Origin of the sequence: Mesorhizobium sp. B2-3-12, assembly GCF_006442205.1 — a bacterium.
Lineage (GTDB): Bacteria > Pseudomonadota > Alphaproteobacteria > Rhizobiales > Rhizobiaceae > Mesorhizobium.
Genome location: NZ_VFVR01000001.1, coordinates 618879 through 638779, shown reverse-complemented (window position 1 = coordinate 638779; position 19901 = coordinate 618879). Strand labels below are relative to the sequence as shown.

Annotated in this window: 19 protein-coding genes; 9 read left to right on the top strand and 10 right to left on the bottom strand. The window is 63.2% G+C overall.

What is annotated here, in order from left to right:
- The first annotated feature begins 51 nt into the window (after nt 1–51).
- The 8 genes from FJ948_RS03145 to FJ948_RS03110 all read left to right on the top strand — a co-directional run bounded on the left by FJ948_RS03145 (nt 52) and on the right by FJ948_RS03110 (nt 9883).
- Nucleotides 52–1515, top strand: coding sequence for an aspartate aminotransferase family protein (locus FJ948_RS03145; protein WP_181173565.1), 1464 nt, complete (start codon nt 52–54; stop codon nt 1513–1515).
- A gap of 21 nt (nt 1516–1536) precedes the next feature.
- The gene (locus tag FJ948_RS03140; RefSeq protein WP_140701723.1) at nt 1537–2769 is read left to right on the top strand and encodes a glycosyltransferase 87 family protein; all 1233 of its coding nucleotides are present in this window, start codon (nt 1537–1539) and stop codon (nt 2767–2769) included.
- Nucleotides 2766–3524 (top strand): FkbM family methyltransferase, encoded by a 759-nt coding sequence (locus FJ948_RS03135; RefSeq protein ID WP_140701722.1) that lies wholly within the window; start codon nt 2766–2768, stop codon nt 3522–3524. The genes FJ948_RS03140 and FJ948_RS03135 overlap by 4 nt, the downstream gene beginning before the upstream one ends.
- Before the next feature lie 150 nt (nt 3525–3674).
- Nucleotides 3675–6236, top strand: coding sequence for an FAD-dependent oxidoreductase (locus tag FJ948_RS03130; RefSeq protein WP_140701721.1), 2562 nt, complete (start codon nt 3675–3677; stop codon nt 6234–6236).
- A 94-nt stretch (nt 6237–6330) separates the two neighbouring features.
- Nucleotides 6331–7179, top strand: a complete 849-nt coding sequence (locus FJ948_RS03125) for a DUF1194 domain-containing protein (protein ID WP_140701720.1) — start codon at nt 6331–6333, stop codon at nt 7177–7179.
- Nucleotides 7180–7297: 118 nt separating this feature from the next.
- The gene (locus tag FJ948_RS03120; RefSeq protein ID WP_140701719.1) at nt 7298–8248 is read left to right on the top strand and encodes an ABC transporter substrate-binding protein; all 951 of its coding nucleotides are present in this window, start codon (nt 7298–7300) and stop codon (nt 8246–8248) included.
- Nucleotides 8249–8315: 67 nt separating this feature from the next.
- Nucleotides 8316–9089 carry an ABC transporter permease gene (locus FJ948_RS03115; RefSeq protein ID WP_140701718.1) on the top strand — a complete coding sequence of 258 codons (774 nt, stop codon included), beginning with the start codon at nt 8316–8318 and terminating at the stop codon, nt 9087–9089.
- A complete protein-coding gene (locus FJ948_RS03110) occupies nt 9086–9883 on the top strand; it encodes an ABC transporter ATP-binding protein (protein WP_140701717.1) in 798 nt (265 codons plus the stop codon). Before FJ948_RS03115 ends, FJ948_RS03110 begins: the two co-directional genes overlap by 4 nt.
- Nucleotides 9884–9899: 16 nt before the next feature.
- Here FJ948_RS03110 and FJ948_RS03105 read toward each other — a convergent pair whose 3' ends face one another.
- The 3 genes from FJ948_RS03105 to FJ948_RS03095 all read right to left on the bottom strand — a co-directional run bounded on the left by FJ948_RS03105 (nt 9900) and on the right by FJ948_RS03095 (nt 11897).
- The gene (locus FJ948_RS03105) at nt 9900–10913 is read right to left on the bottom strand and encodes a GlxA family transcriptional regulator (protein WP_263491614.1); all 1014 of its coding nucleotides are present in this window, start codon (nt 10911–10913) and stop codon (nt 9900–9902) included.
- A 260-nt stretch (nt 10914–11173) separates the two neighbouring features.
- On the bottom strand, nt 11174–11308 hold the full coding sequence (locus FJ948_RS30860) for a hypothetical protein (RefSeq protein WP_013894968.1): 135 nt from the start codon (nt 11306–11308) through the stop codon (nt 11174–11176).
- Between the two features lie 403 nt (nt 11309–11711).
- On the bottom strand, nt 11712–11897 hold the full coding sequence (locus tag FJ948_RS03095; RefSeq protein ID WP_027145885.1) for a hypothetical protein: 186 nt from the start codon (nt 11895–11897) through the stop codon (nt 11712–11714).
- A 218-nt stretch (nt 11898–12115) separates the two neighbouring features.
- Between FJ948_RS03095 and FJ948_RS03090 the strand changes: the two genes are divergently transcribed.
- Nucleotides 12116–13015 carry a LysR substrate-binding domain-containing protein gene (locus FJ948_RS03090; protein ID WP_015317416.1) on the top strand — a complete coding sequence of 300 codons (900 nt, stop codon included), beginning with the start codon at nt 12116–12118 and terminating at the stop codon, nt 13013–13015.
- Here the strand turns inward: FJ948_RS03090 and FJ948_RS03085 are convergent, their stop codons facing one another.
- The 7 genes from FJ948_RS03085 to FJ948_RS03055 form a co-directional block, all read right to left on the bottom strand.
- Nucleotides 13016–13996 carry an alpha/beta hydrolase gene (locus FJ948_RS03085; RefSeq protein ID WP_140701715.1) on the bottom strand — a complete coding sequence of 327 codons (981 nt, stop codon included), beginning with the start codon at nt 13994–13996 and terminating at the stop codon, nt 13016–13018. It lies immediately after the preceding gene.
- A gap of 232 nt (nt 13997–14228) precedes the next feature.
- A complete protein-coding gene (locus FJ948_RS30210) occupies nt 14229–14414 on the bottom strand; it encodes a hypothetical protein (RefSeq protein ID WP_167531375.1) in 186 nt (61 codons plus the stop codon).
- 178 nt (nt 14415–14592) lie between these two features.
- Entirely contained in the window at nt 14593–16743 is a 2151-nt protein-coding gene (locus FJ948_RS03075) for an ASKHA domain-containing protein (RefSeq protein WP_140701714.1), read from the bottom strand.
- Entirely contained in the window at nt 16694–17668 is a 975-nt protein-coding gene (locus FJ948_RS03070) for a methyltetrahydrofolate cobalamin methyltransferase (protein ID WP_140701713.1), read from the bottom strand. Before FJ948_RS03070 ends, FJ948_RS03075 begins: the two co-directional genes overlap by 50 nt.
- 80 nt (nt 17669–17748) lie before the next feature.
- Nucleotides 17749–18840: a methylenetetrahydrofolate reductase gene (locus tag FJ948_RS03065; protein ID WP_140701712.1), complete on the bottom strand. Its 1092-nt coding sequence runs from the start codon at nt 18838–18840 to the stop codon at nt 17749–17751.
- Entirely contained in the window at nt 18837–19433 is a 597-nt protein-coding gene (locus FJ948_RS03060) for a methylenetetrahydrofolate reductase C-terminal domain-containing protein (RefSeq protein WP_140701711.1), read from the bottom strand. Before FJ948_RS03060 ends, FJ948_RS03065 begins: the two co-directional genes overlap by 4 nt.
- Nucleotides 19426–19728 (bottom strand): virulence factor, encoded by a 303-nt coding sequence (locus FJ948_RS03055; RefSeq protein ID WP_140701710.1) that lies wholly within the window; start codon nt 19726–19728, stop codon nt 19426–19428. Before FJ948_RS03055 ends, FJ948_RS03060 begins: the two co-directional genes overlap by 8 nt.
- Between the last annotated feature and the right edge of the window lie 173 nt (nt 19729–19901).

Here is a 19901-nt window from a genome sequence, read left to right as displayed (position 1 = left end):
TATGGCGCACGACGCTGGTCGTAGCGCGGACAGGAGATTGAAATGACCGTGATGGCCAAACCCGAGCAGACGAATGCGCGCACCCTGGTCAGCGCGCCGGCGCTGTCGCCCGCCACCATCGCCAAGCCCGACCTGATCAGCGTCGAGCAGGCCAAGGCGATGGACGTCGCGCGCATGACGGATCTGTTCAAGGCACATCTCAACCCCGGCCAACTGCATTTCATGAAGCTGCTCGGCTTCCACAAGATCAAGATCGAGCGTGCCGAGGGCATGTTCTACATCGACCAGAACGGCCGCAAGATTCTCGACTTCTTCGGCGGCTTCGGTTCGCTGGCCTTCGGCCACAACCATCAGCGCATCCTCGAGGCGCGGAAGCAGTTCCAGGAAGAGAAGCGCCAGGAAATCGCCATCGCCTTCATGTCGCAATACGCGGCGGCATTGGCGCACAATATCGCGAAGTGCTCGCCTGGCGATCTCGACATGGTGTTTTTGGGCTCGTCCGGTTCGGAAGCGATGGAAGCGGCGGTGAAGCTCGCCGAGCGTGCCGCCGGCCCGAAACGGCCGAAGATCGTCTATGCCGAGAACTCCTTCCATGGCAAGACCAAGGGTGTGCTGGGCATCACCGACGGCCAGCTCTACCGCGCCGACTTCAAGATGGCCGACAATACCGTGCGGATTCCCTTTGCCGACATCGAGGCGGTCGAACGCCTGTTCCGTACCGATCCGGAGATCGGCGTCATCGTGCTCGAAACCATCCAGGGCGGCGGCGGCATCATCCAGGCGCCGACTGAGTATTGGCAAAAGCTGCGGGCGCTGTGCGACCAGTATGGCGTGCTGTGGGTCGCCGACGAAGTCCAGTGCGGCTATGGCCGCTCGGGTCGCTTCTATGCCTTCGAGCATTATGGCGTCGTGCCTGACGTGACGGCACTGGCCAAATCGCTTGGCGCCGGCAAGGCCGCGGTCGGTGCGATGATCGCGCGCCGCGAAATCTACATGAAGGCCTACGGCACGCCGAAGACGGCGATGATCCATGCCATGGCCACTTTCGGCGGCATGGGCGAGGCGTGCGCCACCGCGATCGAGGGCATCAACGTGCTCTACGATGAGGGGCTGATCGACAACGCCGCCGTCACCGGCGATTATCTGCTGCAACGCCTGCGGGCGCTCAGGGAAAAATACCCCAAGATCATCAAGGACGTGCGCGGCAAGGGCTTCATGATCGGCCTGGAGTTCCACGACTTCTCGCAGACCTTACCGATGGTGCTGCGCCCCATCGTCAGCGTGCTCGACGACAAGCTCAAGGGCTCGCTGTCCGGCTTCGTCGGCGCGCTGTTGTTGCGCGACTATGACGTGCTCGTCGCCTTCACCGAATACAACCGTAACGTCATCCGGCTCGAGCCGCCGCTGATCTGCCAGCGCGAACATGTCGACCGCTTCGTCGACGCCTTCGACAGCCTGTTGTCGCGCGGCATCGTGTCGATCGTGAAGGACTTCGTCAAAAGCCAGGTCCGTTAACGAGGTTTGCGGAACACCGTCATGCTGACCAAGTCGCCCACTCCGCAAAATCCACTCGACCGGCTCGTCGAGGCCGGTCTGGCGTGGGGCGAGGGGACCTATGCGCGGCTAGCGGCTCCGATCGGCGCGGCGGCCTTCGCGCTCTATATCCTTTTGACGGCGTTCACGGCCTGGGTGATGCCCGACGCCAACTGGGACATGCTGCCCTATCTCGCCATATCGGAGGAGGGCACCTACCCCGATGCCCAGGCGCTGCATGACTATGCCTACGACACCGTCAAATCGGGTGTCTCGGCCGGCGATTACAAGGCGCTGACCGACGATGGCGGCGGCTTCCGCAGCCAAATGGCTGAGAATGCGGCCGACTTCCATTCGCTGCTCGGCATGTACCGGATCAAGTTTCTCTACGCCGAGATCCTGTCGACGCTAAGCGCGGTGATGGCGCCGGTCGCGGCGATGCGTCTGGTGCAGGTGTTCTCGGTGCTCCTGTTTGGTGCCATCACATTGCTCTGGCTGCGCGGGGAAAAGGCCTTGGCCTTGGCGCCAGTGATCGGCGCGGTTCTGATCATGGCCGATTTCGGCGACGCCGCGCGCGCTTCGACACCGGACCTGCTCACGTCAGCTCTCTTGCTGGGTGGTCTCTATGCCTATGTCCGAGGCCGCGAGGCGGCAACGGCCATCCTGCTCTTCCTGGCCTTCATGGTGCGGCCGGACAATATTGTTTTCCTTGCGATTTTCGCGATATTGCTGGTCGCCTTCCGGCAGAAGGCCTGGGGCGCGCTGGCCGGTTTCGCCGCGTCTTTCGTCGCGTATTTCGCCATTTCGCACTGGGCTCATCATCCAGGCTGGTGGCCGCATCTGTGGTTCTCCAGCATCGAGCAACACTACGACATGGACGGGTTCGAGCCGGCGTTTTCGCTTATCGCCTATCTCAAGGCGTTCGCCGCATCGCTGCTGCGCGCCGTCAACCTGAACAGCTGGGTCGGGGTTTCGGTGCTGGCGCTGGCCGGCTGGTTCGCGGCCGGCCGCGCCGGCTTCCGCCTCGACCGCCGCGCCGGCATCCTGTTCGCGGCGCTGGTGCTCGGCGCGCTGGCCAAATTCACCGTCTTCCCGATCCACGATACGCGCATCTATTTCCCGCATCTGATCCCGCCATTCCTGCTGCTGGCACCACCCTTCATGGCGTTGTGGGCAGCGGTCACTCGCGGCCAGCACCGCGCCGCCTTGCACGTCCTATCAGGAGACAAATCATGAGTTCGGTTTCCAATCTGGCGCGCATTGCCCTGTCGCTTGGCCTTCCAGCCGGCTTGCTCGATCGCGGGCCGTCGCTGCGCGGCACCAAGTTCCTGGCCAAGGCGGCGCTTAAGGCACGCTTCGGCGGCGGCGGCCGGCCATTCCAGATGGTCAATGTCGGCGCCTGCGACGGCGCGCTGTTCGATGACGTGACGCCTTGGCTGCACCGCATTCCAAAAGCCCGCGCCATGCTGGTCGAGCCGATCCCCTACAATCAGAAGCGGCTGCGCGCCAACTATCCCGATACCGGGCGTTTCATCATCGAGCCGGTGGCGGTGACGAAAACCAGGGGCACGATCACCGTCCATACTTTCGATGCCGCGGCGCTGGAGGCCGGCACGCTGCCGATCGAATTCATTGGCTGCTCATCGGTGACCGACACCAATTTGATGTCCGGCAAGAATGCCTGGGGCGAGGCCGACGCCAACTTCAACAAGTTCGCGCCGCATCTGAAAGACATCGAGGTGCCGTCGGAGACGTTGCAGACATTGCTCGACCGCAACGGCATCAGCCACATCGACGCCTTCCTCGTCGATTGCGAAGGCGCCGACTGGATCGTCTTCGAACAGGTCGACCTGAAGCGTTATCGTCCCGGCATGATCAAGGTCGAGGTCGGCGCTTTGCCAGCGGCAGAAATCGGCCAGGTCGTGGTCAAGCTGAAGACGGCGGGCTACCAGGTCGGTTTCCAGGCCGAGGATGTCTGGGCGTTCGCCTGACAGGCAGCCGTTTTCCCTGATTTATGACGGGTCGCGCCGCACCTGCGGCGTGTCGCAAACAGGCGGTAGCGCCGTGCCCGCCGCCTGCATATTGTGCGCCGATCAAACGGGCGCCGACGCCGCCCGCAACAGCACTTGGAGTCGCGGGCAATGGCAGAGTTTCCGAAAAAGGCGAAGGTCGTCATCATTGGCCTCGGCGGCATCGTGGGCGCGTCGATCGCCCATCATCTGATCGAACGCGGCTGGACCGACATTGTCGGCATCGACAAGTCCGGCATCCCGACCGATATCGGCTCGACCGCGCATGCGTCGGACTTCTGCTACACCACCAGCCACGATTTCCTGTCCTGCTGGACCACGCTCTACTCCATCGATTTCTACGAGAAGATGGGCTATTACGCGCGTGTCGGCGGCCTCGAGGTCGCCCGCGTCGGCGACAACGGGCGTATGGACGAGATCAAGCGCAAGATCGCTTCGGCCAAGGCCTTCGGCACCCGCGCACGCCTGATCGAGCCCGCCGAGATCAAGGAAAAATTCCCGCTCATCGAACAGGATCTGGTGCAGGGCGGCCTGTGGGATCCGGACGCCGGCCTCGTCATCCCGCGCTCCCAGACGGTTGCCGGCAAGCTGGTCGATCAGGCGGAAGCCTCGGGCAAGCTCAAATCCTTCGCCAACACGCCTGCGAAGTCGCTTGTCGTCAAGGACGGCCGCATCAGCGCCGTGGTGACCGACCGCGGCACGATCGAGGCCGACTATGTCGTCGTCTGTGCCGGCATCTGGGGGCGGCTGATCGCCGAGATGGTCGGCGAGGACCTGCCGGTCATGCCAATCGACCATCCGTTGACATTCTTCGGGCCCTACACCGAGTTCGCCGGCACCGGCAAGGAGATCGGCTGGCCGCTGCTGCGCGACCAGGGCAACTCGGCCTATATGCGCGACACCGGCGACCCCAAGACCGCCGAGGGCGGCCAGATCGAGTGGGGCTATTACGAAGAGACCAATCCGCGTCTCTGCCACCCGCGCGATCTGCTTGAGAAGGACCAGGCGCGGCTGTCGCCGTCGCAGCGCGATCTCGACATGGAGCAGATCCTGGCGCCGCTCGAACGCGCCATGGAGCTGACGCCGATCCTGGGCGAACTCGGCTACAATGAAGGCCATTCCTTCAACGGCTTGCTGCAGGTGACCGCCGATGGCGGGCCGTCGATGGGCGAGAGCCAGAAGGTGAGGGGTCTCTGGTACGCCGTCGCCATCTGGGTCAAGGACGGCCCTGGCATGGGCAAGCTGATCGCCGACTGGATGACCGACGGCCGCACCGCGATCGACCACCACGCCATCGATTATGCGCGTTTCTACCCGCACCAGACCAAGGAACAGTTCATCTGGGATCGCTGCACCGAAACGGCGATGAAGGTCTACAATCCGGCGGTGCATCCGCGCGAACCTTTCTCCAAGGCCCGCAACATCAGGCGCTCGCCCTTCTGGGAGCGCGAGAAGGAACTCGGCGGCTATTTCATGGAACTCGGCGGCTGGGAGCGCGCCCACGGCTACGCCGCCAACGAGCATCTGCTGGAAAAATACGGCAACCGGGTACCGGTGCGCGAGAACGAGTGGGACAACCGCCATTTCTGGCGGGTGTCCAACGCCGAGCATCTGGCGATGAGCGAGGATTGCGGCATCGTCAACCTCTCGCATTTCTCGATGTATGACATCGAGGGACCCGACCATGTCGCGCTGCTGGAATGGCTGTGCGCGGCCAAGATCGGCGGCGACAACAATATCGGCAAGGGCATCTACACCCACTTCCTCGACGAGGAAGGCATGGTGCGCGCCGACTTCACCGTGATCCGCATGGCCGATCGCTGCCGGCTGATCGACGGCGCCGACGCCGGGCCGCGCGACTTCCGCTACATGCAGCGCACCGCGCAGGACAAAGGGTTCGACGTCACCATCACCGATGTGACCGAGAAGTACGTCACCATCGGGATATGGGGGCCGAACGCCCGCACCACCTTGCAGAAGGTGGTCGAGAACCCGGATGGACTTTCGCCGGAGAATTTTCCATTCGCGGCGATCAAGTCGGTCCGCATCGGCGGCAAGGATGTCACCGCCTTCCGTATCTCCTATGTCGGCGAGCAGGGCTGGGAGCTGCATATGCGCTACGAGGATGGTCTGGCCGTCTGGGACGCGCTGCGCTCGACCGGCGTGATGCCGTTCGGCGTCGAGACCTACGCCAACACGCGCCGCATGGAGAAGAGCCTGCGGCTGCAGAATGCCGACCTGTTGACCGAGTACAATCTGCTGGAAGCCGATCTCGCCCGGCCGAAGGTCAAGGAGAATGATTTCTGCGGCAAGGCCAAGCATGTCGAATACCGCGAACGCGCAAATCAGCCGGCCATGCTGTGCACGCTGGTGATGACCGAGAATACGGATTCCAAGGGTGTTGCCCGTTATCCCGTCGGCATCATGCCGGTGATCGACCCCCAGAGCGGAGAAACGCTGGTCGACGAACTTGGCCGCCGTTCCTTCACCACATCGGTCGCCTATGGCCCGACCATCGGCAAGAACATAGCGCTCGCCTATCTGCCCTGGGCCTATGCGCAGGAGGGCCGCAAACTGAATGTCGAGTATTTTGGCGAGACCTATCCGGTTGAAGTCGCCGGTGTCGGCTACAAGCCGCTCTACGATCCGGAGAATCTGAAGCCGCGGAGCTGATTTGCCCGGTGGAATAATGGACTGATCGCAAAAGCCTGGTTTGGAGCCGGGCTTTTGTCTTTTTAACCGGGCTGTTTTCGCTTACCCTCGCGGAATGTCTGCTTTCCCCCGCGCAAGACATCTGCTTTCCGGCTGCGCTGCCCTGGCGCTGACGCTCTGGCTGGTGCCGGGATCCCGCGCCGACGAGCCGGTCGACGTCGAGCTGGTGCTGGCGGTCGACGTTTCGCTGTCGATGTCGGCGGACGAACTCGAGATCCAGCGTCACGGCTACGCGGCAGCGCTGACGCATGACAATGTGCTGCAGGCGATCGCCGATGGCGCCTATGGCAAGATCGCCGTCACCTATGTCGAATGGGCTGGTACCAGCTGGCAACGGGTCATCGTGCCGTGGACGGTGATCGCGACGCGGGCCGACGCGGAGCGGGTGGTGGCGCAATTGTCGGCCCAGCCACCCAACAGCGCGCGGCGCACCTCGATCTCCGGCGCGCTGGAGTTCGGCAGCGACCTTTTCGCCGAAAGCGGCTACCAGGGAACCAAGCGCGTCATCGACATTTCGGGCGACGGGCCAAACAACCAGGGCGGGCCGGTCAATCTCACCCGTGACGCGGTGGTCAGGCAAGGCATCGTCATCAACGGCCTGCCGCTGATGACCCGCGGCGGCTTTTCCGGCGTCTATGATGTCAACGATCTCGACCGCTACTACAGCGACTGCGTTATCGGCGGCCCCGGCGCCTTCATGATCCCGGTCAACGACTGGACGCAATTTCCCGAAGCCATCCGCCGCAAGCTGGTGCTGGAGCTTGCCGGCCCGGCGTCACCGCTATGGGCGGCGGAGGAGGCGGATCATCCGCCGGTGGTGCTGGCGCAGGACAAGCCGGCCACCGACTGCGAGATCGGCGAGAAAATGTGGCGCAACCGCAACTGGATGCCGGACAGCCGCTAGAGCAATTCCAAACCAGGTTACCGCGTGCTGCCGGTGTCGCCGAACACGTTCCTGTTGATTGACAAGCCGATTGGCGTCTGTGAACAATTTGCCCCAGAGAAACAAAAGGGGAACCGATATGAACAGGATCGCCGTCCTTGCCGGGACATTGACACTTGCCGCGGGCTTGTCCGCGCCGGCCATGGCCGCCACATCACTCACCATCGGCATCAGCGGCTGGACCGGCTTCGCGCCGCTGACGCTTGCCAAGCAGGCGGGGCTGTTCGAGAAGCATGGCCTCGACGTGACCTTGAAAAAGGTGCCGCAGGCCAGTCGTCCGCTCGCCATAGCCAGCGGCGACCTGCAATGCGCCGCCACCACGGTCGAGACATGGCTGGTCTGGAACGCCAGCGGGGTGACCACCAAGCAGATTTTCCAGCTCGACAAATCCTATGGCGCCGACGGCATCGTGGTGCGCAACGACATCAAGACCGTCGCCGATCTCAAGGGCAAGAACGTGGCGTCCTCCGCCCCGGGAACGTCGCCCTATTTCATGCTGGCCTGGGTGCTGAACAAGAACGGCATGTCGACCAAGGACGTGACGGTCGTCAATCTCGAGCCCGACGCGGCGGCGCAAGCCTTCCTCGCCGGCCAGAACGATGCGGCGGTCACCTACGAGCCCTTCATCTCGGCCGTGCGCGATAAGGCCGACCAGGGCCATATCCTGGCGACCACGCTCGACTATCCCATGGTTCTCGACACGGTCGGCTGCACGCCCGAATTCCTCAGGGCCAATCCCGACGCCGCCAAGGCACTGGCCGACAGTTATTTCGACGCGCTCGACCTGATCAAGAAGGATCCACAGAAATCCTACGAGATCATGGGCGCCGACGTGAAGCAGTCGGCCAAGGAATTCGAGGATTCGGCGAAGTATCTGAAATGGGCCGACAAGGCCGAGAACAAGACGTTCTTCACCAAGGAGTTCCAGGACTTTTCCAAGACCGCCGGCGAGTTGCTGCTGCAGATGGGTCTGATCAAGGAGGCGCCCGACGTCGCCACGCTGGCCGACACCAGCGCCGTGGCGAATTGACGGTCAACCCTTGGGCACTTTGCGGTGGCGCCGAGCGCCGCCGCCTTGCCACTGACAAAGGACGAAGATGCGCCCCTTGCATCCTGTCTCCCCGGGCCTGCGAACCGTGCTCGGCATTTCCTTCTTCGTGCTGTTCGTGGCCTTCTGGGCCTGGATCACGCTTGGCGGCCACGTCAACCGCATCTTCCTCGCCGATCCGCTGTCGATGCTGCGGGATGGCTGGCGGCTGCTGGTCGAGGATCGTTTCTGGCTCGACATACTGATCACCATCTGGCGGGTCTTCGGCGGCTTCGTGCTGGCCTCGGTCGTCGCGGTGCCGCTCGGCATCGCCATGGGCGCCTGGAAGCCGGTGGAAGCCTTTCTGGAGCCGTTCGTCTCCTTTGCCCGCTATCTTCCGGCGTCGGCCTTCATTCCGCTGCTCATCCTGTGGGCGGGTATCGGCGAACTGGAGAAGCTGCTGGTCATTTTCGTCGGCTCGGTGTTCCAGATCATCCTGATCGTCGCGGTCAAGGTCGGGTCGACGCGGCGTGACCTTGTCGAGGCCGCCTATACGCTGGGCTCGACCAACAATGGCATCGTCAGACGGGTGATCATGCCGGCCAACGCGCCCGAGATCGCCGAGACGCTGCGGCTGGTGCTCGGCTGGGCCTGGACCTACGTCATCGTCGCCGAACTGATCGGCTCGTCGTCAGGCATCGGCTACATGATCATCAACAGCCAATCGCGGCTGGCGACCGGGCAGATCATCTTCGGCATCATCGTCATCGGTCTGATCGGGCTGCTCTCCGACTTCGCTTTCAAGGCCTTCAACCGCTGGCTCTTTCCGTGGAGCCTGGCGTGAGCAAGCTCCTCATCGAGGGCGTCTCGCGAACCTTCGCCGGCGTGCGGGGCGGAGAGCCCGTCAGGGCGCTGATGCCGATCGACCTGGCGGTCGCCGCCAACGACTTCATCACCATCCTGGGGCCGTCGGGTTGCGGAAAGTCGACGCTGCTGAGGATCGTCGCCGGTCTGGAGGCGCCAAGCGAAGGCCGCGTGCTGCTCGACGGCAAGACGGTGACGAGGCCCGGGCCGGACCGCGGCATGGTCTTCCAGTCCTACACGCTGTTTCCCTGGCTGACAGTGGCGGAAAACATCGCCTTCGGCCTGCGCGAACGCGGCATGGCCGAGAAGGAGCGGGACGGCATCGTCGCGTCCTATGTCGACCTCGTCGGGCTGAAAGGGTTCGAGAACCATTGGCCGAAGCAGCTTTCGGGCGGCATGCAGCAGCGCACCGCGATCGCCCGCGCCTTGGCCAACGATCCGGAGATCCTGTTGCTGGATGAGCCGTTCGGGGCGCTGGACAACCAGACGCGCGGACTGATGCAGGAGTTGCTGCTCGGCATCTGGGAAAGGCGCAAGAAGACGGTGCTGTTCGTCACCCACGACATCGAGGAAGCGATCTTCATGGCCTCGCGCGTGATCGTGATGACGGCGCGGCCCGGCCGCATCAAGTCGGATATCGGCATCGACCTGCCGCATCCGCGCCATTACACGTTGAAGACCAGTCCCGAATTCTCGGCGCTGAAGGCGCGGCTGACCGAGGACATCCGTGTCGAGGCGATGCGGACGGCGCAAGTGCAGCCGGCCGAGGGTTGATCAGCACCCTGTCCGATCAGGCCGCCAGCAGCTGCTTGCGGTCGACGCGTTCCTGCTGCGGCGAGCGGGCATAGAGCTCGCGGTAGCATTTCGAGAAATGCGAGGCCGAGACGAAGCCGCAGGCGACAGCCACCTCGACCACCGGCATCGACGACTGGATCAAGAGATGCCGTGCGCGGTCGAGGCGGATTTCCAGATAGTAGCGGGCCGGCGAGCGTCCCATCTCGGTGCGGAACAGGCGCTCGATCTGGCGGCGCGACAGGTCGACATGGTCGGCGATCTCGATCAGCGACAGCGGCTCGGAGAGATTGGCCTCCATCAGCTCGATGATGGTCAGCACTTTGGAGTTTTGCACGCCAAGTCGGGCCCGCAGCGGCAGGCGCTGGCGGTCGGTCGGGCTGCGCACGCGGTCGGTCAGCACCTGCTCGCAGACCCGGTTGACGAGGCTCTCGTCGAAATCGTCGCCAATCAGCTTCAGCATCATGTCGAGCGCGGCGGTGCCGCCGGCGCAGGTGTAGATGTTCTGGTCGATCTCGAACAGGTCGGCAAAGACATTGGCCTTCGGGAAGGCCTCGGAAAAGCCCGGCAGGTTTTCCCAATGGATGGCGCAGCGCTTGTTCGACAACAGCCCGGCAGCGGCGAGGATATGCGCACCCGTGCACAGGCCACCGACCGCAACGCCGCGATTGTATTCCTCACGCAGCCAGGCAAAGGCCGACTTGTTCTGGTAGCGCTCGACATTGATGCCGCTGCAGACGATGGCCATGTTGGGGCGATCCGGCCCCGCCATCTTCTTGCGTTCCTCCTCCAGCGAGGTGTTGACGGCGCATTCGACGCCGTTGGAGGCGCGCACCGGCTTGCCGTCGATGCTGGCAAGGCGCCAGCGATAGGCCTCATAGCCGAGCATCCGATTGGCGGAGCGTAGCGGGTCGAGCGCGGTCGCAAAAGCGATCATGGTAAAATCGGGAACAAGGAAGAACACAAACGATCGCTTGATCGGATGCTTGACGGCGTTCACGGGGAACCTCATCTGGCCATGACGCGAACAGGATGTCGCGAATAGCATAGCGACATCAGGAAAAACCATGCTTGTCAATCGGCTACTCTGGCTGAGCGGGATTATATTTGCGACATGGGTCGCAAATGGGCAATTGCTGTGCGCGATGCCCCGGGAAGCAGCGCCAACTGTTCAGGCGGCGGGCAAAAGGCAACAAAAACGCCGCCTTGGCCGGAGCCAGGCGGCGCTACAGTCTTAAAGCAGCGGCAGGGACGCGCTGCCTCGAAAAATGGTCAGGCGACGAAGCCAAGACGGGCCGCGGCCATCGCGCCGGTCTGGCCGGGCATGGTGTTGGCGAGGCGCTGGCGCTCGAGAGCGGTGGTCAGGTTCATTTCGCGGCGGGCGAAGAGGCGGGCAAAAAGCTTCATGATCATCTCCAATCGGTTGCTCAGACTCAAAGTGTAGAGCGTACTTTGTGCGTCCAATTGGACGCACGTCGCTCTAAACGGGTCGCCTTCGCTTGATGGAGTGGGGCAGCTCGTTTGCTGGCGGTGATATAGGCTTGTGTGAGCGGAAACTAAATCGCAAAAGCGAAGCGCTTGATATGAAAAGCGACACCGAATGCGACAAATTTGGGCAGCTTAGGGGTGGATCACCCCGCATTTGCCAATATTTACAGCGGGTTAGTCTGAAAAATAAGCTGCTATGCGGCTTGCTCATATGCGCCATGCAACGGCGGCATGGCTCCTGAATTCGTTTGAATACAAATAAAATAGAGAAGGCCTGCCGGGCGGGTTGCGCGGCAGGCCTTCAGCATGGGGTACACACGATCTACTTTGCTCCAGCCCAGGATCCGACGCCATTGCGAATGCCGGTCTTGGTGTCGGAAGCTTCCGGCCAGCCGATATCCTTCTGCAACTCGATCGGCAGGGAACGGATGGCGCGTTCGGTCTGGTAGCGGGCGCGGGCCGCGTTGAATTCGGTCGCGATGCGGCCGAGGGACGAGAGGATAGACATATCGATCTCCTTTGCTGCGGCGCGGGAGGCGCCGGCAATGCGTTACGTCAGGTCTGTTACAGCTTCATTTCACGTCGAATGCAGGTCCGCGTCATGGTCGTTTGGTGACCGCTTTGGCAGCATGCTGCTTCGATGGAGTTGACTATGCTCCTGATCTGATGTTCAATCAAACGAAATGGAATGATGCTTTGTATCAGAAAAATTGAAGGCTGATCGCCATGAACGCCCCGCTTAATCATCCGCTGCCGCTGCTCGACCTCGACGTTTTGCGCACCTTCGTGGCGATTGCCGAGACCGGCAGTTTCACCACGGCGGCCAATGCGGTGTTCCGCACGCCGTCGGCTGTCTCCATGCAGATCAAGAAGCTGGAGGACATTCTCGGCCGCTCGGTGTTCGCGCGCGACGCGCGTTCGGTGACGCTGACCACGGACGGCGAAATGCTGCTCGGCTATGCCCGCCGGCTTTTGTCGATCAACCGCGAGGTGGTGTCGAAGTTCATCATTCCCGACATTGTCGGCGTGGTGCGGCTGGGGTCGCCGGACGACTATGGCGAGCGTGTGCTGCCGCATGTGCTAAAGCGCTTCGCGCAGTCGCATCCCTCGATCGCCGTCGACGTCACCATCGACCAGAGCAGCAATCTGCGCCGCCGCATGGATGACCGCGCGCTCGACATCACGCTATTGACGAACTCCTACAAGACCAGCGCGCTCGGCGCCGAGGTGCTTTTGACCGAACCGATCGTGTGGGCCGGCGCCAAGGGCGGCTGCGCGCATCTGCGCGAACCGCTGCCGGTGTCATTGTGGGAAGAAGGCTGCGCCTGGCGGGCCGGTGCGCTGGAGGCATTGGGCCGCGAGGGCCGCAACTATCGCGTCGCCTATATGAGCGCGCATACGGCCGGCCAGCGCGCCGCCATCATGGCCGACCTCGCGGTGGCGCCGCTGCCGCGATCGTTCCTCGGCAACGACATGGTCGAACTCTGCCCGAAGGACGGTATGCCCGATATCGGTACCTACAATCTGGCCATGGTGGTAGCGCCGGACGCCAGCGCGCCGGTCAAGGCCGTCGCCGACCATATCCGCGCGACCTTCGAAGTGTTCCGGGAAACCGGCAAGTTCTGATTATCCGGGATACCCGGACTGGAGGCGCTGCTCCGCGGCCTCCGCGGAGGGCGCCTTGAACCTTGCCGCCGTGCCTTGGACGATCGGCGAAGGGCTCTCGCTAAGGAAAGCAACGATGTGTTGGCGCGCGCGCCGCGCTTCCGGCATGTCGATCAGCGGCCAGACGTGGAACATGCCTTCCTCGTAAACCAGATCCACCTCGACACCGGCGGCGCGGGCTTTTTGCGCGAAGATCAGATTGTCGGGCGTGAGAAGATCGCGGGAGCCCGTCAGGAGCAATGTCTTCGGCAACACCGACAGATCGCCATAGACCGGGCTGATGCGCCAATCTGTCGGATCCATGCCGGCACTATAGAGCCGGATAGCCTCCCGCCCACCGGCGATGCCCAACCATGGATCGTTTCGCTCCGCCTCGAACACTTCGGGGTTTGCGAGCGAGACGTCGAGTCCGGGTGAAATCAGCACATGGCGCGACGGTAGGGGCAGGCCCTCTTCCGCCGCCATCATGGTCAGTACCACGGCCATGTTGCCACCCGCGGAATCGCCCATGAAGGTGATCTCTTCCGCCTCCGTCTCCTCGATCATCTGGCGATAGACATTGCCGACCATGCCGAACATGGCGTGGAAATCGTGTTCCGGGGCGATGGGATAGATCGGCACGGTGATGCCGTAGCCCAGCCGGTCGGCCATATCGGCGATCAGATACCAATGATAGGGCGTGATCTCGAAGACATAGGCGCCGCCATGCAGATAGAGAATCCGCTTGTGCTCTCCGGCCCTGGGAGCGATTTCGTAGACCGGAAAACCGTCCACGCTGCGCGTCTGGATGTCGTAACGCTGCTGCAGCGCGGCCGGTGGATGGTGATCTTCCGTCTTGCGCGCGGCCGCGATCCAGCGCCGCAGGTTTTCCGGGCTGGAAAAGGCCTGCTTGCGGCTGTGCCTGAGCACGAAGGATACGACGTGGCTTTTCAAACTTGGCATGCGGATACACGAACTTCGGCGGCAGCCGACTAAGAGAATTCCCCCTCCAAGCGAAGATCGTGCCTTGGCCGAAAATGTCAAGATTTACGCTGTGCCCACACGCTGGTGTGATCCGCGCGCTGTCGTCGGCGCCGCGGCAAAAGTGCCGCGCGCAATCGGTTGCTGGTGGCCACCGGGGATGTGCGCGATCCCCGGCGGATGCCGAGCAATTTGCATTTGTCGGCGAACGTCATCAGCGCGTCGTACCCAGAAGCAGCGAGGCGAGCGTCACCTGCGGATCGTTCGGCGGCGATGCCGGCCAGCCGATATCCTTCTGGACATGCGCCGGCAAGCTGTTCAGCGCGCGGATCGCCTTGTTCCTGGCATGGGCCTGCCTGATGGTCACACCGAAGCGGCCGAGATTTTCGAACATCGACATTTTCATCTCCCTTGAAGAACGGCGGTGGCCAAGGACTATCCTCGGTCGCCGTTCGATGCGGGGTAAATGCGCCTGCCATGTATCGGATGGATTTCGCGAAAACAGCGTTTCGGTTTCCTGATCGGTTCGATCCGGAAACATTTGCATACAAATGAAATCGAGGGAGGGGCCGGCGCTCTTATTCCCGCCCGCGTCTTGCCGCGTGGCCTTCGCGCGAGCGCCGGCGTGGGGTGGCGTCTCCGGCGACGCCATCCTCGCTGACCGTCTTGCGTGGCGGCAGCTTCACCGCCGCCGACAGTTTCGGGAACGGATCGACCTTGTTGGGCAGCGCCATGGCGTAGACGAAATGCTCCTGGAATTTCGGCTCCAGCGCGGTCTCGATCTTTTCGATCTGGCTCACCGTCTCCTCGATCTCACGGCGATAGCCGCGGTTGAGCAGCGCCATGCGGGCACCGGCGCCGGCGGCGTTGCCGACGGCCGAGACCTTGTCGAGATCGCAATCGGGGATGAGACCCAGCACCATGGCGTATTTCGGATCGATGAAGGAGCCGAAGGCGCCGGCGAAATGGATGCGGTCGACATGCTCGGTGTTCTGCTTTTCCATCAACAGCTTGGTACCGGCGTAGAGCGCCGCCTTGGCAAGCTGGATGGCGCGCACGTCGGTCTGGGTGATGGTGATCTTGGGCCCATCTTCCTGCAGTGAGTCGGAGCCTTCCTTCAGCACATAGGAGAAGGTGCGGCCGTTGGCGACGACGCGCGGCGAGCGCAGGGCGAGCGATCCGTCGACGACACCATCCTCGGAGATGATGCCGGCGAGATACATTTCAGCGACGATCTCGATGATGCCGGAGCCGCAAATGCCGGTGACGCCGGTCGCCTGCACGCTGTCGAGGAAGCCCGGTTCGTCGGACCACAGTTCCGAGCCGATGACGCGGTATTTCGGCTCCAGCGTCTCGGGATCGATGCGCACGCGCTCGATGGCGCCGGGTGCGGCGCGCTGGCCGCCGGAGATTTCGGCGCCTTCGAAGGCCGGGCCGGTGGGCGAGGAGGCCGCGACGACCCGTGTACGATTGCCGAGCACGATTTCGGCATTGGTGCCGACATCGACGATCAACATCATCTCGTCCTGGCGGTGCGGGCCTTCCGACAGCGTGACCGCCGCCGCGTCCGCGCCGACATGGCCGGCGATGCAAGGCAGCATGTAGAGGCGCGCGCCCTGGTTGAGCTTGAGGCCGATATCGGATGCCTTGATGCGCACGGCGCCAGAGACGGCGAGCGCGAAGGGCGCGCCACCAAGCTCGGTCGGATCGATGCCGAGGAACAGATGGTGCATGATCGGATTGCCGACGAAGACGCTGTCCAGGATGTCATTGCGCTGGACGTTGCCTTCGGCGCAGACCTTGTCGACCAGGCTGGAGATCGCCTCGCGCACGGCAACCGTCATGCCTTCGCGGCCGTCCGGGTTCATCATCACATAGGAGACGCGGCTCATCAGATCCTCGCCGAAGCGGATCTGCGGGTTCGACGTGCCGGACGAAGCCGCGACACGGCCCGACAGCAGCGAAACCAGATGCATGGCGATGGTGGTCGAGCCGATGTCGCAGGCCAGACCATAGGCCTCGTTCTTGAGACCCGGCCACAGCGCGATGACGCGCGCTATATCGCTGTCGGCATCCTTGTGGATGGCGGCGGTCGCGGTCCAGTTGCCCTTGCGCAATATGCCTTGCACCTGCGGCAGCAGGTAGAAGTCGAATTCGAGGTTTTTAAAGCCCCAGTCCTTCATCAGCGCGATCTTGAGCCGATCGAGGTCGCCGAGCGGCTTGTGCATGTCGGGCTCTTCGATCTCGACATAGCACATGCGGATCGCCGTATCGCGGGCGATCACCCTGGTGTCGGCATCCTTGCGGATGGTCTGCGCGTTGATGACCGTATCCTGCGGCACGTCGATGACGAGATCGCCGAGGATCTGCGCCGAGCAGGAGAGGCGGCGCCGTTCGGGCAGGCCGCGCACGCGCTCGTAGCGCTCTTCCTTGGGCCCCTTGGGCGAGATGTGGTCGTTTGAGGAGGTGATCTTGTGCTTGGCGAAATTGCCTTCCTGCACCTCGATCTGGCAGCGCCCGCACGTGGCACGCCCGCCGCACACGCTTTCGACATAGACGCCGAGCTGGCGCGCGGCGTCGAGCACCGGCGTGCCGACAGGAAACCGCCCGCGCTTGCCTGACGGCATGAACAGCACGAGCGGATCGGTAATGTTTGCAGGTGAATTCACGATTGCGCGCTTATCCCCGACCCATCCGGGCCTCACGGCCGCCGCGCCGGCGGCCACCATTGCCGCCGCCTTCGCCCGGTGCATTGATCGCTGTTGGCGCCGCCACCGCGTGGCCGCCTTCGGCCGGCTTGTAGTCCTTGTAGGTGCGGATCCAGTTGGTGCAATTCTCGTCGGTGCCGTTCAGAACGTTGGCGCCGCGCACGGCCTCCATTTCCTGCGGCCGCACAGGGTTCATGATCGCCGAGGTCATGCCGGCGCCGATCACCATCGGGATGAAGGCGGCGTTGATGCCGTGGCGGTGCGGCAGGCCGAAGGAGATGTTGGACAGGCCGCACGTGGTGTTGACCTTGAGTTCTTCGCGGAGCCGCCGCAACAGCGCGAACACCTGGCGGCCGGCATCGCCGAGCGCACCGATCGGCATGACCAGCGGGTCGACGACGACGTCGTGCGCCGGAATGCCGAAATCGGCGCAGCGCTGGACGATCTTCTTGGCGACGGCGAAGCGCACGTCCGGGTCCATCGAGATGCCGGTCTCGTCGTTGGAGATGGCGACGACAGGCACGTTGTATTTCTTGACCAGCGGCAGGATGGCCTCGAGTTTTTCCTCCTCGCCGGTGACGGAGTTGACCAGCGGGCGGCCCTTGGCAACCTTCAGCGCGGCCTCGATCGCGGCGGTGACGGACGAGTCGATCGACAGCGGCAGGTCGACCAGGCCCTGCACGATCTCCAGCGTCTGCACCAAAAGGCCAGGTTCGGTTTCGTTCGGGTTGACCGAAGTGACGCCGGCATTGACGTCGAGCATGGTGGCGCCGCAGGCGGCCTGTTCCAGCGCGTCCTTGATGACGGTCTCGAAATTGCCGACCACCATCTCGGCGGCGAGCTTCTTGCGCCCCGTCGGGTTGATGCGTTCGCCGATCACGCAGAAGGGCTGGTCGAAGCCGATGATGATTTCTCGTGTCGCCGAGGCGACGATGGTCCGGGTCATGAAATCTCTCCGTCGTGATATAAAGAGTTCTTTATATCGTTATCTCTTGTCGATCAAGCGAATGGTGACCGTCGGCGCCTTCAATGCGCGGTCTTCACCATGTCCACCTGGGTCTCGGTAATCTCGTCGTGCAGGATGCGGTCGAGCCGGTCGGCGACCATCTGGTCGTCGCGGCGGATTTCCCGCTTCCATGGCTGGCGGCCCTTCAGCACGCCCGATTCATCGACGATCTCGGCGACATATTCCTCCTGGCGGTAGGCCATCACATGGATGCCCGAAACACCGGGGATTTCCTTCACCTCGTTGATGATGTCGGTGCAGAGCTGCTTGCCTTCCTTCTTCTGGTCCTGAGCGCCTTCCAGCCGCTTGATCACCGCGTCGGGGATGTGGATGCCGGGCACGTTCGAGCGGATCCATTTTGCCGTCTTGGCCGAAGCCAGCGGGCCGACGCCGCACAGGATGAACACCTTTTCGGTGTGGCCGAGATCACGGGCCTTCTGCATGAAGGTCCTGAACATCGGCACGTCGAAGCAATACTGCGTCTGCACGAACTGTGCGCCGGCGGCGATCTTCTTGCCGAGATGGATCGGGCGGAAGTCGAAAGGCGGCGCGAATGGATTGACGGCCGCACCCAGGAAAACCTGCGGCGGCGTCGTCAGCTTGCGTCCGGACAGGAACTTGCCGTTGTCGCGCATGATGCGGACGGTTTCGAGCAGCGACATGGAATCGAGATCGAATACCGGCTTGGCGCCGGGCTGGTCGCCGGCCTGCACGCCGTCGCCCGTCAGGCACAGCATGTTGGCGACGCCCATGGCGGCACCCCCCAGCACATCGCCCTGGATGGCGATGCGGTTCTTGTCGCGGCAGGCGATCTGCATGATCGGCGCATAGCCCATGCGGGTCAGAAGGGCGCAGATGCCGACCGACGACATATGGCAATTGGCGCCGGACGCATCGACCGCGTTGATCGCGTCGACCCAGCCGTCGAAAATCTTGGCCCTGTTGTAGACGTCTTCCGGATCGGCGCTGTCGGGCGGGTTGAGTTCGGTGGTGACGGCGAATTCGCCGCGCCGCAGCACGCGCTCCAGCCGGCCGCGCGAAGAATGGCCGGGCAGGGGATCGAGCGGCAGGTGAATGCCGGCCGGGTTCTCGTCACGCTGAGGGCCGGTCACGCGGCGGCTCCGGATTTTGGCGCGTCAGCGGCCTCGCGGGCTGCCGCCGCCTGCGCGGTGACGCGCAGCCAGGCCGAGGTTTCACGCAGCGACTGGTCGACCGGCTTCTGCACGGTGAGGATCCTGTCGGAATTGACCATGTTCTGCGAGCCTTCCCAGGCCTTGACCCAGACACAGGGCATATTGGGCTCGACCTCGCAATTGCCGTTGGCGCGGACGCCGCCGCAAGGGCCGTTGCGCAATTGCTTGGGGCAGTTCATCGGGCACGACATGCCGGTCGAGGACAGGATGCACTGGCCGCACATGCGGCAGTCGAACATGAAGCCCTTTACGCGCTTCTCGACGAATTTGACCGGGGCCTCGACGCGGCCATAGCCGATGCCCTTCCACAAGGGATGCAGCAGCAGGAACGTGTCGGCAAAGCGGGCATAAAACCATTCGAGCAGGCGCGAGTGCCGGATCGACCACAGCCGCACGGCAAACGAGCGCTGCACGCGGCGCTGCGGCGACACGTCGGCCGGCTTGTAGTCGGATTTCGGCGCTGCCTTCTTGACCAGCGTGGCCTGGGTAACCGCCGGGTTCTCGTCAGACATTTTCTTTTCCGCCCGCCTTGACCAGAGCGACCAGCCGCTCGCGGTCGTATTTCGCGTCGAGCTCGTTGAAGGCCTTTTCGACCTCGGCTTCGAGATCGTCACCGACCGGAATCGGATCGGCCTTGCGCCATTCGGCGAGATAGTCGTCGGTGCCGCCGGCGCCGGTGCGCATGGCGCACATGTCGATCGCCTCGGTGAAGCGCAACGGCAATTCGCGCTTGGCGTTCTGCCGGCCTTTCCTGACGATGACCTGGGCAGGAATGTCGCGCCAGTAGACGACGATAAGATCGGCCATGAATTCTCGCTCCTCGATATTCCGAGCATTGCCGCAAGCGTCGTAAGGCTGCTTGTTATGGGACGACGCGCGCGCATTCAAAAGCGACGCATTTGGATGTCGTAAAATGAAAGGTGGGTTTATTCGTTTGCGACCCATGTCGCGACGGGGTCAATGCAGCGGTAATGGCGGCG